Below are 15,619 nucleotides of genomic sequence, written 5' to 3' on the forward strand. Positions count from 1 at the left end.
CAATTGGAGTCTACCGGTAGACACTGCAGCTAGGCGGGTTGGCCGGTCGTGTGAAAGTAGGGTCCCCGGTGGCCGAACTACCCCTCTCCCGGCGCTCTCTCCTGCGCTCCACCGCGCTCGCCGGCGGCCTGGCCGCGCTGCCCGCGCTGCTCGCCGCCTGCGGCTCCACCGGCCAGACCCCCGCCGGGGGCTCCGGCGCCAAGGCCGCGTCCGACGTGCTGCGCGTCGCCCTGCCGTCCTCCATCGGCTCGCTCGACCCGGGCAAGGAGGCGGGCATCATGAACTACGTCGTCGCCCTGCTCGTGCAGGAGGCCCTGGTCGGGGTCGGCGCCGACGGCAGCCTCCAGCCCGCGCTCGCGAAGTCCTGGACCAGGAAGGACGCCACCACCTACGTCTACACCCTGCGCGACGGCGTGACGTTCTCCGACGGCAGCCCGCTGACCGCCGCCGACGTCGTCGCCAGCCTGGAGCTGCACGCGAGGAAGGGCTCGACCACGGCCTTCGCCTACGCGTACGCCGGCGTCGACTCGGTCAAGGCCACCGGCCCCGCCGAGGTGACCATCACCCTCAGCAAGCCCGACGCCTCCTTCGCCTGGACCCCGTCGCCCGGCACGCTCCTCGTCAGCAGCGCCGCCTTCCTCAAGGCCACCGGCGACCGCGTCGGCACGCCCGAGGGCAAGCTGCTCGGCACCGGGCCGTACAAGGTGGCGGAGTTCGCCCCCGACTCGCACGTCACGCTGGAGCGCAACGACGCCTGGTGGCGCGGCAAGGCGCCGTACCGGCAGATCAAGATCGACTTCATCCCCGAGGAGTCGACCCGGCTGCTCGCCATGCGCGGTGACTCCGTGGACGTCGCCCTGAACGTCCCCGCCGAGCAGTTCGACCAGTGGAAGGCCATCTCCGGGGTGCGCCTGGAGACCGCGGGCGACCGCTCCCTCGTCACCCTCGCGTTCAACACCTCCAGGAAGCCCTGGGACGACGTCCACGTCCGCAGGGCCGTCGCCCACGCCGTGGACAGGGAGGGCATCGTCAGGAGCGTCCTGCGCGGCCACGGCACCGTCGCGAGGACCATCCCCGACCCCGCCCAGTGGGGCGGCGTCCTCGACGCCGCCGCCGTCACCGCCCTCTACCAGAGCATCCCCCAGTACGACTTCGACCTGGCCAAGGCCAAGGCCGAGCTGGCGCAGTCGGCCACGCCGCAGGGGTTCAGCGACACGCTCACCTACCCCGCCAGCGGCCCGCAGCTCGGCCGCGCCGCCCTCACCCTCGCCCAGAACCTCAAGACCATCGGCATCACCCTGGACGTCAAGGAGGTGCCGCTGGAGCAGTGGATCGCCGACCTCGGCAAGCACGCCTCCGGCGTCTACCTCGGCTGGTACTTCGCCACGACCGGCGACCCCGCCGAGTACGTCAACCAGCTCCTGCACGGCGGCGCCACCGGCGAGAACGGCACCAACATCGCCGAGTACGACAACGCCGACGTCACCCGGCTCCTCGACGACGCCAGGAAGAGCACCGACGACGCGGCCCGGGGCAAGCTCATCGGCGAGGCCCTGGTGAAGGCCGCCGCCGACGTGCCGTACCAGCCGCTGTGGTGGGGCGAGGCGGCCACCGCGTTCGGACGCTCCGTCGCGGTCGAGGGCTTCGGCCCGTACTTCTTCGTCGGCCCGTGGGCGGCGAAGCTGGCGGCCCACTGATGACCGGTCCGCTGAAGGTCCACGAGGAGCTCGCGGGCCTGGTCCTGCCCGAGTCCGTGGCGCTGCACCCCGACGGCGACCGGGTCGCCTGCGTGCTCGACGGCGCCGCATACGTCGCCGGGTTCGGCGGGGAGCGGATGGCCGTCCCCGGCGCGGCGCCGTGCGCGCTCGTCCGCTGGCTGCCCGACGGGCGGCTGCTCCTGGCCGGGGGCGACCGCGTCGAGGTCAGGGGCCCCGGCCTGGAGCCCGGCTGGAGGGCGACCGTCGAGGGCGAGATCGAGGACGCGATCCCCGGCGACGACGGCACCGTCCTGGTGCGCGTGGCCGACCCGGGCAGCGAACGCGACGGCAGCCACCTCGGCCTGCGCGTGGCCGACCCGGGCGACCCGTTCGTCAGGACGCCCGGAGGGCGGCTGCGCAGGCTCGTCCGGTTCACGATCGGCGACGCCCTGCCCCGCCCCGTCGCGCTGCCCGGCCTGACCGTCTGGGACGCCGACTGGCGCGGCGGCCGCGCCCTGGCCGTGACCTCGGCCGACGAGACGCCGGGCGGCTACTACCACCCCCGGCTCGACCTGGTCGAGGACGGCGCCGTGCGGACGCTGCACCGCACGTCCTGGCAGCTCGCCCGGCCCAGGCTGGCCCCCGGCGGCCGTGCCGCGGTCGTCGTCGAGGGCCTGTCGATCGTCTCGGGCCGCGTCCTGCGCGCCGACCTCGTCACCGGCGAGGTCGCTCCGCTCGGCGACGTGGACGACGTCACCGACCTCGGCTGGCTCGACGACGACACGCTCTGGTTCACCGGCTGGTCCGGCACCGGGGTGCACGGCGGCCTGCTGAGCGCCGCCGACGGCCGCGTGCTGCGCCGCTGGACCGCCTGGGGCACGCTGGGCGGCCGCGACGGCCAGCCGTCGCTGTCGGTGGACCGGTCAGGCACGCTGGCCGCCGCCTGCTGGGAGACGGCAGGGCAGCCCCCGGAGATCGCCGTCGCCGCCCTGACCGAGGGCGACTGGCGGGCCGTCACCTCGTTCAACGCCGGGCTGGCGCGGCTCGCCGTCCCCCAGGAGGAGATCACCTGGACGGGGCACGAGGGCCTGCCGGTCTCCGGCCTCCTCCTCGGCGGGCGACCGTCCGGCGGCCCGAAGCCGCTCGTCGTGATCGCGCACGGCGGGCCCACCTGGCTGTGGTCCAGCGCGTTCGCCCCGGCCGAGTCCGGGCAGCTCGCCCTGCCGCTCGCGCACGCCGGGGCCGCCGTGCTGCTGCCCAACCCGCGCGGCAGCAGCGGACGCGGCCAGGACTACGCCCGCGCCGTCATCGGCCGCGTCGGCGAGGCCGACCTCGCCGACCTGCTCGCAGGAGTGGACCACCTCGTGGCCGCCGGCGTCGCCGACCCCGGCCGCCTGGCCGTCATGGGGCTCAGCTACGGCGGCTACCTGACCGCCTGGGCCGTCACCCGCACCGGCCGCTTCCGCGCCGCCGTCGTCATGTCGGGCGTCACCGACTGGCTGAGCTTCTCCACCGCCAGCAACCTCGCCGGCGGCTTCGACCCGCTCTACCACGCGGGCGCCGACCCGGCCACGCCCGAGGGCCGCGAGCGGCTGGCCGCCCGCTCGCCCGTCTACCACGCCGCCGACGCCGCCCGCGGCGGCACACCCACCCTGATCCTGCACGGCGACCAGGACAGGACCACCCCGCTCGGCCAGGCCGAGCAGCTCTACCGGGCCTGGACGGCGGCGGGAATGAGCACCGAACTCGTCGTCTACCCTCGGGAGGGCCACGAACTGGTCGAACCCGCCCACCGCAGGGACGCGGCCGAACGCGTGGTCGGCTGGCTGACGGAGGGCGGGGTGCTGTGAACGGGTGGGCCCGGTTCGCCCTGCGCCGCCTGGCCGGCACCGCCGCCGTCGTGCTGCTGCTGTCGATCGGCGTGTTCGGCCTGCTCTACCTCGCCCCCGGCTCCGTCCAGCAGACCCTGCTCGGCACCCGCCCGGCCACCCCCGCCACGATCGCCGCCATCCAGGCCCGCTACCACCTGAACGACCCCGTCGCCGTCCAGTACCTGCGCTGGCTCGGCGGCGTGCTGCGCGGCGACCTCGGCACCTCGATCAGGACCGGCGCCGCCGTCTCCGGCATGCTGGGGGAGCGGCTGCCGCTCACCCTCGCGCTCACCGGCTACGGCACCCTGCTCGCCGCGCTCGCCGGGATCCCGCTCGGCGTGCTCGGCGCGCTGCGCCGCGGACGCGCCACCGACCGGCTGGTCGTCACCGCGGGCGTCGTCGGGCTGTCCGCGCCGCCGTTCGCCGTCGGGCTGCTGCTGCTCGTCGTGTTCGCCCTCGGCCTCGGCTGGTTCCCCGTGTACGGCACCGGCGAGGGCCTGGCCGACCAGGTGTGGCACCTCACCCTGCCCGCCGCCGCCCTCGCCGTGGGCGCCGTCGGCCTGCTCGTCCGGTTCACCAGGGCGGCCCTCGTCCGGGAGCTGGAGCAGGACTACGTCGTGTTCGCGCGGGCCCGCGGCCTGCGCGCGCCCCTCGTGCTCCGCTACGCCCTGCGCAACTCGCTCGTGCCCGTGCTCACCGCCGCCGGGCTCATCGTGACCGGCACGCTGGCGGGCACCGTGCTGGTGGAGGTCACCTTCGCGCTGCCCGGCCTCGGCTCGCTGCTGGTCGACTCGGTGACGTTCAAGGACGTGCCCGTCGTGCAGGCGCTCGCGCTGCTGCTCACCCTGCTCGTCGCCGCCGTCAACCTGCTCGTGGACGTCGGCTACTCCCTCGTCGACCCCCGCGTACGGCTCGGGGGCGCCGCATGAGGCGGATCTCGTTCGGCGTGGCCCTGGCGCTGGCCGTGCTCGTCGCCGTGGGCGTGGCGGCCGCGTTCGCCCCCTGGCTGGTGCCCGACGCCACCGCCCAGGACCTCATGACCGGCATCACCGGCCCCGGCCCCGGCCACCCCCTCGGCACCGACGACCTGGGCCGCGACGTCCTGCAGCTCCTCGTCGCGGGAGCCCGCACCGCCGTCCCCGGCGCGCTCGCCGTGGCCGCGGGGTCCATGCTGATCGGCAACCTCGCCGGGCTGGCCGCCGGCTACCACGGCGGCTGGGTGGACGCGCTGGCCATGCGCTGGGCCGACCTCATGTTCTCGCTGCCCGCGCTGCTCGTCGCCATCGTCGTCGCCGGCGTGCTCGGCGGCGGCTACGGGCTCGCCATCGCGGTGCTCGTCGTGCTGTTCGCCCCCGGCGACACCCGGGTCGTCCGCGGCGCCGTCCTTGAACAGCGCCACCGCCCGTACGTCGAGGCCGCCCTGCTCAAGAACCTCTCCTCCTGGCGGATCATGACCAGGCACATCTGGCCGAACATCGCCCCGGTCAGCCTGGCCTCCGCCTTCCTCAACTTCGCGTACGCGCTGGTCTCGCTGTCGTCGCTGTCGTTCCTCGGGCTGGGCGTGCCCGCCGGGTCGCCCGACTGGGGACGCACCCTGGCCGACAACCGCACCCAGCTCCTCGCCAACCCCTGGGCCGTGATCGCCCCCGGCCTCGCCGTCATCGCCACCGCCGCCGCGCTCAACGTCGTCGGCGACTGGCTGCACGAGCGCGTCGAACGGCGCGGAAGGGCACACTGACATGATCCGTGTCGACGGCCTGACCGTCAGGCAACCCGCCACCGGCCGCACCCTGCTGTCGGGCGTGTCGTTCGAGGCCGGCCCGGGGGAGTCGGTGGCCATCGTCGGAGAGTCCGGCTCCGGCAAGTCGCTGACCGTGCGCGCCCTCCTCGGCCTGCTGCCCTCGGGGCTGGAGGCCGGCGGCGAGGTCCACGTCGCGGGACGGCGCGTCGACGACGACCCGCGCGCCCTGCGCCGCATGCGCGGCGGCACCGTCTCCCTCCTCATGCAGGACCCGTTCACCCTGCTCAACCCGCTGCGCAGGGCAGGCAGGCAGATCGCCGACGGCCTGCCCCGGGGAGCCGACGCCGCCGCCGAGGTGCCGAGGCTCCTCGCCGAGGTGGGCCTGCCCGCCGACGTCGCCGGCAGGTACCCGTTCCAGCTCTCCGGCGGCATGCGCCAGCGCGTCGGCCTGGCCGCCGCGCTCGCCGCCGCGCCGCGCGTCCTCGTGGCCGACGAGCCCACCACCGCGCTCGACGCCACCACCCAGCGGGAGGTCCTCGCGCTCATCCGCCGCGTCCAGCGCGAACGCGACATGACGTTCCTGCTCATCACCCACGACCTGCGGCTGGCGTTCTCCATGTGCGAGCGGGTGATCGTCATGTACGCGGGCCGCGTGATGGAGATGGCCGGGGCCGCCGAGCTGCGCCGCGAGCAGCGCCACCCGTACACGCGAGCGCTGCTCGCCGCCGAGCCGCCCGCCGACCGGCGCCTGGCCGTCATCCCCTCCGTGCCGGGCTCCGTCCCCGCGCACGACGCGGTGGCCGGCGGCTGCGGGTTCGCCGACCGGTGCGCGTACGCCACGCCCGAGTGCCGGGCCGGCGTGCCCGAACTCCGCGCCGAGCCCGGCTCAGGACGGCTGTCGGCCTGCGTGCGCGCCGCCGGCCTGCCCGCCGCGCCGCCGCCCCCGCCGGGCGTCACCGCCCCGGCCCGTCCCGCCGCCGAGCCCGTGCTCACCGTCCGCGACCTGCGCAAGACCTACCCCGGCGGCGCCAGGCCCGCGCTCGGCGGCGTCGGGCTGACCGTCGCCCCCGGCGAGATCGTCGCCGTCGTCGGCGAGTCCGGCTCCGGCAAGACCACGCTGGCGCGCTGCGTCACCGGCCTCGAACGGCCCGACTCCGGCTCCATCACCCTCGGCGGGCTCGACTGCTCCGACTACGCCGCGATGGACCGCCGGGCCGTCCGCCTGGCCCGCCGCACCGCGCAGATGATCTTCCAGGACCCGTACTCGACGCTGAACCCCGCGAGAACCGTCGGCGCGACGCTCAAGGAGGCCCTGGCCGCCGACGGCCGCCCCCAGGACGTCGGCGCGCTGCTCGAACTGGTCGGCCTCGACCCCGCACTGGCCCGGCTGCGGCCCGCCAACCTGTCGGGCGGCCAGCGCCAGCGCGTCGCCATCGCCCGCGCCGTCGCAGGCGAGCCCGCGCTGCTCGTCTGCGACGAACCCGTCTCCGCCCTCGACGTGTCGGTGCAGGCGCAGATCCTCACCCTGCTCGCCGGGCTGCGGGAACGGCTGTCGATGGGCATGCTGTTCATCACCCACGACCTGGCCGTCGTCCGCCAGCTCGCCGACCGCCTGTACGTGCTGCGCGCAGGCGAGTGCGTCGAGAGCGGCGCCGTGGACGCCGTGCTCGACGCGCCCGCCCACCCCTACACCAGGGAACTGCTGGCCAGCGTGCCCGATGGAACGGGCGGCTGGCCGCACTGAGCGCGCGGGCTCAGTCCTCCGAGAACGAGATCAGCGTGAGGACCCGGCAGCCCTTCTCGCCCGTGACGTACACGTGGTCGGACTCCGCCGCGAACCGCAGCGCGTCGCCCTCGCCCAGCGTCACCGACCAGGCCTCGGTCTCCACCGTCACCTCGCCCGCCACCACGTACGCGTGCTCCACCGAGCCCGCGCCGTGCGCCGTCTTCGCGCTGCGCGTGCCCGGCGGCAGGTCGCCCTCGGCCAGCTCGAACCTGCGCCTGTCGGGCGCGGCGAACAGGCTGCGCACCGTCGTGTCGCCGACCAGCACCGGCATGCCCTCGCCGCGCCTGACCACCTCGGGGCCCTCCGGCGCCGCCCGCGTCAGCTCGGCGAACGTCAGCCCCAGCGCGGCGGCCAGCCGGGTCAGCACCTCGATCGTCGGGTTGGCCACGCCCCGCTCGATCTGCGAGATCAGCGCCTTGCTGACCCCGGTCAGCTCGGCCAGCTCCCGCACGCTGAACCCGCGCGCGAGCCGCCTGCGCCGCAGGTTGCCGGCGATCGCCCCGCGCAGCCCCGAGGCCGGCTCAGGCGTCACCGCCACGACAGGGGTCTTCTCGTGCCGCACGTGGGTCCCTTCTCCCGCTGGAACGTCCTGCTCGAAGCCGACACCCCATCATGCCCGGTCCGCGCGGTGCGGAGGGTCCTCGAAGTGCGTCTCGCTCGGCGGCTCCCCGCTGACCTTCTCCACCACCATCGCGGCGACGTGGTGCAGCTTCACGTTCCGCTCCTGCGACACCCTGCGCAGGATCTCGAACGCCCTGCCGGCCGTGCAGCGGTGCTGCGCCATGACGATGCCCAGCGCCTGGTCGATGCTCGCCCGCGTGGCCAGCGCCTCCCTGAGCTGGTCGGCCACCTCCCGCGTCCGCGCCGCCTGCAGCGACGTCCGCAGCAGCACGCCGATGTGCGCGGCCGCCACCCTGGCCGCCACCCGGCTCTGCTCGGGGAGCCCGCCCTCCTTGCTGGAGTACACCGTCAGCACGCCCAGCACCTCGCCCCCCGACCGCAGCGGCTCGGCGTGCAGGCTGCGGATGCCGGGGGAGCGGCGGGCGAAACCCGCCCAGCGCGGCTCCGCGGGGAGGTCCTCCGCCGCCACCGGCTCGCCCGTGGCGACCGCCTCCAGGGCCGGGCCCTGCCCGGCCGCCCACTGCAGCGCGTCCAGCCGGCCCGCCCGCTCGTGCGTGCAGGCGACCGTACGCAGCCCGCGCTCCGCCCGGAGGGCGACGCTGACCATGGGGGAGTCCGGCATGGCGCTCGACGTGATCTCGACGCTCTCGGCGAGCGCGCGCTCGAACTCCACGACGTCCGTCAGCGCGTCCGGCGGGTTCAACGGCTCCCCTTGCCTCTTGCAGCGGCTGGCCACGTTCTCCGACTTCCCCGGTCAGAGACCCCTGCCCGCCAGGGCGCGGTTGAGACGTTGAGAGGCTGAGGGGCTGACGTGGGGGCGGACGGTCAGAGGCTGAGGGCCAAACCCGCCGCCAGCAGCACCCCGTACGCCATCTGCAGCTTGCCCGTCTGCTGCAGCGCCGCGATCAGCGCCGGACCCACGGCGCCGCCCAGCACCGACCTGACCGGCCCCACGGCCAGCGGCGCCGCCAGCACCGCGACGCCCGCCAGCGGCGCCAGCGGGATCATCGCCAGGGCCGCCGCCAGCGGCACGAGCAGGCACGCCGCGTACAGCAGCCGCGTGCGCCGCGCGCCCAGCGCCACCGCCAGCGTGCGCTTGCCCGCCAGCTCGTCCGTGCCGACGTCGCGCAGGTTGTTCACCACCAGCATCGAGCACGACAGCAACCCCACCGGGATCGACGCGAACAGCGCCGGCCAGGTCAGGTGCTCGGTCTGCACGTACGCCGTGCCCACCACGGGCACCACGCCGAAGAACACGAACACCGCCAGCTCGCCCAGCCCCCGGTAGCCGTACGGCCGCTTGCCGCCGGTGTAGAACCAGGCGGCGGCGATCGCCGCGGCCCCCACCAGCAGCACCCACCACGCCCGCGTGGCGACCACCAGGACCAGGCCCAGCACCGCCGCGACCGCGAAGCAGCCGAGCGCCGCCGCCAGCACCTGGCGGGGCGGCGCCGCGCGGGAGCCGACCAGGCGCATCGGGCCGACACGCTCGTCGTCGGTGCCGCGGACGCCGTCGCTGTAGTCGTTGGAGTAGTTGACGCCGATCTGCAGCGACAGGGCCACGAGCAGGGCGAGCACCGCCCGCCACCACACGGGCGCGCCCTCGCCGACGGCCACGCCGGTGCCCACCATGACGGGCACGATCGCATTGGGCAGCGTCCGCGGGCGTGCGCCGGCGATCCACTGGCCGGGGGTTGCCATTGTCGATGAAACCTCTAGCTGATGTCGGTGGTGAGCCTGACCATGCGGACCGGACGGCCCATGTCGAGGACGCGTTCGGCCATGTCCTCGCCCCAGCCGGCCGACTCCAGGAAGCCGAGCACCGCGTAGTTCTCCGCGAACACCCACGTCACGATCTGCCGGAAGCCGTCCTCGCGCAGATAGTCGACCGTGGCGTTGAGCAGGCGGCTGCCGTGGCCGCGCCGGACGAAGTCCGGGTCCACCAGCAGCGTCAGCATCTCGGCGACCACGCTCGGGTCGAGGTCGGGGTCCTCCGCCGGGGAGTGCGAGGCCAGGCCGACCACGCGCTCGCCGCCACGGGGAGTCGTCAGGGCGGCGCTGCCGCCCGCTCCGAGGGCGGGAAAGCCCTCGGTGTCGAGGATGGTCTCCACCGCGACCAGCACCCGGTGCCTGGGGGTGGGCGGGGCGACGATCGCCTCGTCCCACTGGCGCAGCCACATCTTCTCGGCCGCGGGCCCGGTCATTTGTTCGAGCGGCCCTTCGGGGAGGAAGTCCCGATAGCCGTAGCGCCAGGCGCGGATCTGACAATTCGCAACCTGGAGAACATCCTCGCGCCGGGCCGCCCGGACGCCTACGTCTGCCATCTCGGCCCGCTCCTTCGCCTGCCGTCCATGCCACAAGGCACGAGTTACACCGTATCGGTGTTTGACCCTTGGAGATGACGCGAACCACGCTTCCGCGCCCGGTACGCGCGTGTCTTTGTGCGATTGCCGCATATCCGCATAGAGCACCACGAGCGGGAACGGTTTCTGGACGCGTCGATGAACGCCCACTGACATCCGTCCTCCGCGCACACCTTCAACCGCTCCCACGACGGGTCGAGCGTCGCGGCCGCGATCCGCGCCAGCCCGGCCCGCACTCCCGCGCCCGCCGGCACCAGCTCGGGGCGCTCCCCGACCCGTACGGTGAGGGGCAGCTCCGGCAGCTCCGGCAGCTCGGCCGGCTCGCGCCGCAGTGCCGCCCGCAGGCCCTCACGCAGCAGCAGAGCGGTGTTCAGGTCGTCGTCCGTGGCCCGGTCGCCCGGGGCCGCCAGGCCGCGCTCGCGCAGCCACAGCGCCAGCTCGGCGGGGGAGGACAGCTCGTCCGCGTCGGCCTCGATGTCGTACGTGTTCACGAAATCGCGGACGAGCTCCGCGAATGACGGCATGCCCCCACTCTACTTCCGAGATCACCCCACTGATCGCCCCGCCCGATTCGACGGCCGCCCGCCCCGCACGCGGCGTCAGGTGACGTCGGCGAGGGCCTGGGCGAGCCGCCGCACCCCCTCCGCCAGCTCCCCCAGGTGGGTCGCGGCGACGTGGGTGACCCTGATCCGCGGCCCCGGCGGCTCCGACGGGTAGTAGATCCGCCCCGGACTGACCAGGACCCCGTTGCGCTTGGCCGCCTCCACCAGCGCGTCCTCGTCGGTCTCCGCCGGCAGCCGCAGCCACAGGTGCATCCCGCCCGCGGGCACCAGGTGCGGCGTCGCCTCCGGCAGCCGCGCCGCGAGGGCCGTCACCAGCGCCTGCCTGCGCACGTCGAGCTCGGCGTGCACGGCCGCCAGGTGCCGCCGCCACGCCGGCGACCCCACGAACTCCAGCGCCGTCTCCTGCAGCGGCCTGGCCACGAAGAACGACTCCACGAGCTGTGACGCCCGCAGCCGCCGCGCCGCCGGTCCACGGGCGATCACCGCTCCCACCCGCATGCTCGGCGCCAGGATCTTGGTCAGCGAGCCGACGTACACGACGGTGCCGTGCGCGTCCATCGACACCATGGTCGGCGGCGGGTGCTCGGTCAGGAACCTCGCGAAGTCGTCCTCGACCACGAACGCCCCCGCCGCCCTGGCCACCTCCAGCACCTGCCGCCTGCGGTCGGGCGTGAGGGTCGCGCCGGTCGGGTTCTGGCAGGTGGGCTGGCAGAAGAACACGCGCGCCCCGGTGACGGCGAACGCCTCGGCCAGCAGGTCGGGCCGCACCCCGTCGCGGTCCATGGGGACGGCCACCGCCCGCAGCCCGGCCGCCTTGACCGCCGCCAGCGCCCCCGGGTACGTCGGCGTCTCGACCAGCACCGGCGTGCCCGGCGCCGCCAGCGTCCTGAACGTGTGGGTCAGGCCCGCCTGCCCGCCGCTCACGATGAGCGCGTCGGCCGCCGTGACGTCCCCGCCCGCCTGCGCCGCGAACCACCGGCGCAGGCCCGCCACGCCGTTCAGCGGCGGCATCGCCCACGCGTCGGCCCCGCGCACCGCCCGCACCGCCGCCGCGGCGAGCTGCTTGTCGGGCCGCAGCGACGGCGGCAGGTAGCCGCCCGTCAGCGGCACCACGCCGTCGGGCGGGGCGGTCAGCAGCGCGCTCACCGGACGGTCGTCGACCACGCGGTCGCCCAGCGCGACCGTCTGCCAGGACAGGTCGGCCGCCTCGCCCGCGCCCGCCGCCGGCCGCGCCACGAACGTGCCCGTGCCCGGCCTCGACACCACCCGCCCCTCGGCCGCCAGCAGCCCGATCGCGCGCGAGACGGTCACGGGGCTCACGTTGTGCCGCCGCATGATCTCCCGGCTGGACGGCAGCCGCGCGCCCGGCCCCAGCCGCGCGGCCTCCTCCCGCAGTATCGCGGCGATCTGGGCGATACTGCTATCGTTATTCATGAACAGCAAGGATAGCGCTATCGTCGCCGTTGCAGTAGCGCCCACCGCCGGACCCGCCGGACACGACGCCGCGCGCGGCACCGCCCTGGCCTTCCTCGGCGTCCTGGCCTTCAGCGGCTCGTTCCCCGCCACCGCGTTCGCCATGAGGGGCTTCGACCCGTGGCTCGTCGGCGTCGGCCGCGCCGCCGTCGCCGGCGTCATCGCGCTGGCCTGCCTCAAAGCCGCCCGGCTGCCCCTCGTCCCGCCCAGGAGCCACTGGCCCGCGTACGCCGTCATCAGCGCCGGCGTCGTGTTCGGCTTCCCCGTCTTCAGCGGCCTCGCCCTGCACCTCGGCGCGAGCACCTCGCACGCCGCCGTCGTCATCGCCCTGCTGCCCGCCGCCACCGCGATCGGAGCCGTGCTGCGCGCGGGGGAACGCCCGAAACCGCTGTTCTGGGCCGCCTGCGCGGCCGGCGCCGCCGCCGTGACCGCGTTCACCCTCACCCGGGGCGCCGCCGGGGCCGCCTCGGCCGCCTCGGCCGCCTCGGCCGCCTCGGCGGCCTGGGCGGCCTGGGCGGACGTCCTGCTCGTCGGCGCCCTCGTCTCGGCCGCCGCCGGATACACCGAAGGCGGACGGCTCTCCCGCGGCACCCCCGGCTGGCAGGTCATCTCGTACGCGCTCGTGCTCTCCCTGCCCCTGACCGTCCCCATCACCGCCGTCCTCGCCGCCACCACGCCGATCGACCCGGCACCCGACGCCCTCGCCGGGCTCGCGTACGTCTCGCTGATCTCGATGTTCCTCGGCTTCATCCCCTGGTACGCCGGGTTGGCCAGGGGCGGCATCGCCAGGGCCGGGCAGACCCAGCTCACCCAGCCGCTGCTCACCCTGCTCTGGGCGTGGACCCTCCTGGGGGAGCGCTACGGCGCCGCGACCGTCGTCACCGCCGTCGCCGTCCTCGTCTGCGTCGCCGTCACCCAGCGGACCCGTGCCTGAAGGCCCCGACTTGAATCCTGTGACGTCGGCTCGCACGATGAGAAGAGGAGGTGTCACAGATGGCTGACCTCACGATCCCGGACGGCGGCTTCTGGCCCGCGCCGGAAATCCCGCAGCCCAACATCTACCCGATGGAATGGCACGTCGAGACCGAGAAACTCGCGGCCATCTACGAGAAGTCCAAGCGCGTCGTGTGGAACCCCGCCGACCTCCCCTGGGACGACCTCGACCCGGCCGATTTCACCCGCGAACAGCGCCTCGGCGTCATGTACTGGTTCTCCGTGCTCGCCAATTTCGACGCCTCCGGCCCGGCCGTGTTCGCTCGGGCCACCATCCAGGCGTTCGAGAAACACGAGGAGGACCCCGTCAGGAAGTGCTTCTTCTCCATCACCCGCGACGAGATGAACCATGAGGAGTGCTGCCAGCGCACCATCGCCAGACTCTGGCCCGGAGGCCCCCTGAACTGGACGCCCTCCGACGACCTCGAAGCCGCCGCCCACAACAACATCGGCTGGCTCTACCACAACGGCGGCCGGTACTGGAACGGCTACAACACCGCCGTCGGCAAGTACACCCTGCCCGTGCTCTTCACCAGCTTCATGATGGGGGAAATGGCCGCCTCCACGCTTTTCCGCGGCATGGCGTCCGGCACGCGGCACCCCGTCTTCAACGACATGTTCCACCGCATCGGCCGCGACGAGTCCCGCCACCTGCAAATCTGCATGACCATTCTGGAAAAGGAATGGCCCGGACTCACCGACGACACCAAGAGCCTCATCACCCGCCAGCTCAGAGCCGGATTCGTGTTCCTCAGCATGATCCTCTGGGAGCCCCCGGAAGGATTCTGGGAACTGCCGCCCTACTTCCTGCCCAACCACCGCGTCCTCATGGACCACGCCAGGGACGCCGGCCTCGGCCTCCTGACGTACGAGGAGCAGGCGGAGAACTGGCGCGTCGCCATGGCAAGGGTCCGCGCCATCGTCGAACGCTGGGGCATCCCGTTCCCCGCCATCCCGGAACTCGACCTGGAAGGCGTGAACATCGACACCATAGACCCAGAAGACATCATCCCCGTCTTTTAACCGCCAACCAGAACATCACAGCCAAGGCAAACCGGCACCACCGCCCCGCCGAACAACCACTCACCAGGGGCCGCACCCCGCCCACCGTGCCCCGGGTCCACCGTGGGCTGGTCCACCGTGCACCAACGCAACATGAGCCCCAAGGGGCGCCGCGCCCGGGGCACCCTCCACCGGACCCTGCACCCTGCCCACCTCCCGGGCCCACCTGCAACGCCGTGCACCGGGCCCACCATGGGCGGATCCACTCTGCATAGGGCCATGGGCACGAGCCCCAGCGTCCGCCCCGCCCAGCGCGCAACCCGGCGGACCCTGCACTGGGCCCACCTGCAACGGGTACAAGCCCCAACATGCACTGCGCCCGCCAGCGCACCCTGCACCGCGCTGACCGTGCCCGGACTCACCCTGCCTGAGGCCCAACCATCCAGTGGCCCAACGTGCGGGAGCCCGCCCTGCATGCCTCACGGCAGGGTGCGCCCTGCACCCGCCCTACGCCACGGGCACGTGCGCAATGGGCGCCTGCGCAATGGGACCTGTGCCACCAGGCATCACCGCCCTGCCTCTATCGCTGCGTGCCTCTACCCCTATCCGCCCTAATCGCCATCCCAACCACCGCGATCTCATCCATGGCTTTCAGGTCCGCATGCATCTCCGTCCAGCAGCCCCCAGGCCACCTGGTCCCAGACCGGCCCCGCCACCATCCGCAATCCCTGCTGACCGTGGACCACCGCCATCCCCACTGCCGCCCTCGGCACGGCGGTAGGCGCGGAGGGCGTCCAAGCTCTGTGGGGAAACCGGCATCCCGAGGGGCTTCGCGCCGCACGGCCCCCGCCCGTACCTCCGCTCGCCGGCCTTACGGTGCCACGCCGCCCGACCGCTCCCGATCTCCAGAGGGACAGGCCGCCTCCGAGCCGCCGTTGCCACCCGGGCGGCGGCGGAACGGCTCACCCCCTTGGCCGTTCTCCGCCCAGCCCCCGTACGGACCTTCGGCCGGCCAGCGGTGCGGCGGACAGACGAACACGCCCCCGCGCGGCACCGCGAACACCCAGCCCTGCTCCCGCAGGTACGCCACCGCTTTGCGCACGGTCACCTTCGCCGCGCCGTGCCGCATCATGAGCGCCTGCTCGTTCGGTATCGGACGGTTCGGGCGCAATTCGCCCCGCCTGATCCGCGAGACGATGTCGTGCGCCACATCGAGATACAGAGCCCGCACCTGCCGGATCCGTGGAACACCCGGCGGGCCGACATACGTCCCCTCTCCCGGAATCGTGTGGACGAGCCGCCGCCGTCGCAACTCCCGCACCACGCTGCGCGCCGTCGTCCGCGCGATGTCGAACTCCGCCTCCAGCGCCGACTCGCTCTCCACCCGTTCGCCGGGCCGCAGCTCGCCATCGGAGATACGCTGCTCGATCAGCTCAGCGATCTGCACGTAGATGGGTACGGGCCCGTCTCGGTCGAGCATGACCACACCATAGACGTCTGCATACGAGC

Annotated in this window: 14 protein-coding genes; 7 read left to right on the forward strand and 7 right to left on the reverse strand. The window is 74.0% G+C overall.

Going from position 1 to position 15,619, the window contains the following annotated elements; genetic code table 11:
• The first annotated feature begins 68 nt into the window (after nt 1-68).
• The 5 genes from BMX74_RS14845 to BMX74_RS14865 are packed head-to-tail and all read left to right on the forward strand — an operon-like array spanning nt 69 to nt 7,053.
• Nucleotides 69-1,697: an ABC transporter substrate-binding protein gene (locus tag BMX74_RS14845; RefSeq protein WP_091100881.1), complete on the forward strand. Its 1,629-nt coding sequence runs from the start codon at nt 69-71 to the stop codon at nt 1,695-1,697.
• Nucleotides 1,697-3,547, forward strand: coding sequence for an alpha/beta hydrolase family protein (locus BMX74_RS14850; RefSeq protein WP_091100884.1), 1,851 nt, complete (start codon nt 1,697-1,699; stop codon nt 3,545-3,547). The genes BMX74_RS14845 and BMX74_RS14850 overlap by 1 nt, the downstream gene beginning before the upstream one ends.
• Nucleotides 3,544-4,497: an ABC transporter permease gene (locus tag BMX74_RS14855; protein WP_091100885.1), complete on the forward strand. Its 954-nt coding sequence runs from the start codon at nt 3,544-3,546 to the stop codon at nt 4,495-4,497. Before BMX74_RS14850 ends, BMX74_RS14855 begins: the two co-directional genes overlap by 4 nt.
• On the forward strand, nt 4,494-5,306 hold the full coding sequence (locus BMX74_RS14860) for an ABC transporter permease (RefSeq protein ID WP_055503604.1): 813 nt from the start codon (nt 4,494-4,496) through the stop codon (nt 5,304-5,306). The genes BMX74_RS14855 and BMX74_RS14860 overlap by 4 nt, the downstream gene beginning before the upstream one ends.
• 1 nt (nt 5,307) lies before the next feature.
• Entirely contained in the window at nt 5,308-7,053 is a 1,746-nt protein-coding gene (locus tag BMX74_RS14865; protein WP_055503603.1) for an ABC transporter ATP-binding protein, read from the forward strand.
• A 10-nt stretch (nt 7,054-7,063) separates the two neighbouring features.
• Here BMX74_RS14865 and BMX74_RS14870 read toward each other — a convergent pair whose 3' ends face one another.
• The 6 genes from BMX74_RS14870 to BMX74_RS14895 all read right to left on the reverse strand — a co-directional run bounded on the left by BMX74_RS14870 (nt 7,064) and on the right by BMX74_RS14895 (nt 12,076).
• A complete protein-coding gene (locus tag BMX74_RS14870; protein ID WP_055503602.1) occupies nt 7,064-7,657 on the reverse strand; it encodes a helix-turn-helix domain-containing protein in 594 nt (197 codons plus the stop codon).
• Nucleotides 7,658-7,705: 48 nt separating this feature from the next.
• Nucleotides 7,706-8,419, reverse strand: coding sequence for a GAF and ANTAR domain-containing protein (locus BMX74_RS14875; RefSeq protein WP_055503601.1), 714 nt, complete (start codon nt 8,417-8,419; stop codon nt 7,706-7,708).
• 122 nt (nt 8,420-8,541) lie between these two features.
• A complete protein-coding gene (locus tag BMX74_RS14880; RefSeq protein WP_091100888.1) occupies nt 8,542-9,417 on the reverse strand; it encodes a 1,4-dihydroxy-2-naphthoate polyprenyltransferase in 876 nt (291 codons plus the stop codon).
• A gap of 14 nt (nt 9,418-9,431) precedes the next feature.
• The gene (locus BMX74_RS14885) at nt 9,432-10,040 is read right to left on the reverse strand and encodes a GNAT family N-acetyltransferase (RefSeq protein ID WP_055503599.1); all 609 of its coding nucleotides are present in this window, start codon (nt 10,038-10,040) and stop codon (nt 9,432-9,434) included.
• A 44-nt stretch (nt 10,041-10,084) separates the two neighbouring features.
• Nucleotides 10,085-10,603 (reverse strand): CGNR zinc finger domain-containing protein, encoded by a 519-nt coding sequence (locus BMX74_RS14890; RefSeq protein WP_091100889.1) that lies wholly within the window; start codon nt 10,601-10,603, stop codon nt 10,085-10,087.
• A gap of 75 nt (nt 10,604-10,678) precedes the next feature.
• Complete coding sequence (locus tag BMX74_RS14895) at nt 10,679-12,076, reverse strand: aminotransferase-like domain-containing protein (protein ID WP_091100891.1); 1,398 nt, start codon at nt 12,074-12,076, stop codon at nt 10,679-10,681.
• Here BMX74_RS14895 and BMX74_RS14900 point away from each other — a divergent pair.
• Nucleotides 12,075-13,049 (forward strand): DMT family transporter, encoded by a 975-nt coding sequence (locus tag BMX74_RS14900; protein ID WP_091100893.1) that lies wholly within the window; start codon nt 12,075-12,077, stop codon nt 13,047-13,049. The two genes, BMX74_RS14895 and BMX74_RS14900, sit on opposite strands and share 2 nt — an antisense overlap.
• A 59-nt stretch (nt 13,050-13,108) precedes the next feature.
• Nucleotides 13,109-14,131: a hypothetical protein gene (locus BMX74_RS14905; RefSeq protein WP_055503596.1), complete on the forward strand. Its 1,023-nt coding sequence runs from the start codon at nt 13,109-13,111 to the stop codon at nt 14,129-14,131.
• A gap of 850 nt (nt 14,132-14,981) precedes the next feature.
• On the opposite strand, the gene BMX74_RS14910 is transcribed toward BMX74_RS14905, so the two are convergent.
• Nucleotides 14,982-15,590 (reverse strand): winged helix-turn-helix domain-containing protein, encoded by a 609-nt coding sequence (locus BMX74_RS14910; protein WP_063792024.1) that lies wholly within the window; start codon nt 15,588-15,590, stop codon nt 14,982-14,984.
• Nucleotides 15,591-15,619: the final 29 nt, after the last annotated feature.

Origin of the sequence: Nonomuraea pusilla (assembly GCF_900109355.1) — a bacterium.
Taxonomy (GTDB): Bacteria; Actinomycetota; Actinomycetes; order Streptosporangiales; family Streptosporangiaceae; genus Nonomuraea; species Nonomuraea pusilla.

Bases quoted from the DNA above. Each gene is read 5' to 3' on its own strand.
- BMX74_RS14885 (WP_055503599.1), bottom strand. From the start codon at position 10,040: ATGGCAGACGTAGGCGTCCGGGCGGCCCGGCGCGAGGATGTTCTCCAG.
- BMX74_RS14890 (WP_091100889.1), bottom strand. From the start codon at position 10,603: ATGCCGTCATTCGCGGAGCTCGTCCGCGATTTCGTGAACACGTACGAC.
- BMX74_RS14895 (WP_091100891.1), bottom strand. From the start codon at position 12,076: ATGAATAACGATAGCAGTATCGCCCAGATCGCCGCGATACTGCGGGAG.
- BMX74_RS14880 (WP_091100888.1), bottom strand. From the start codon at position 9,417: ATGGCAACCCCCGGCCAGTGGATCGCCGGCGCACGCCCGCGGACGCTG.
- BMX74_RS14910 (WP_063792024.1), bottom strand. From the start codon at position 15,590: ATGCTCGACCGAGACGGGCCCGTACCCATCTACGTGCAGATCGCTGAG.
- BMX74_RS14850 (WP_091100884.1), top strand. From the start codon at position 1,697: ATGACCGGTCCGCTGAAGGTCCACGAGGAGCTCGCGGGCCTGGTCCTG.
- BMX74_RS14900 (WP_091100893.1), top strand. From the start codon at position 12,075: ATGAACAGCAAGGATAGCGCTATCGTCGCCGTTGCAGTAGCGCCCACC.
- BMX74_RS14860 (WP_055503604.1), top strand. From the start codon at position 4,494: ATGAGGCGGATCTCGTTCGGCGTGGCCCTGGCGCTGGCCGTGCTCGTC.
- BMX74_RS14865 (WP_055503603.1), top strand. From the start codon at position 5,308: ATGATCCGTGTCGACGGCCTGACCGTCAGGCAACCCGCCACCGGCCGC.
- BMX74_RS14905 (WP_055503596.1), top strand. From the start codon at position 13,109: ATGGCTGACCTCACGATCCCGGACGGCGGCTTCTGGCCCGCGCCGGAA.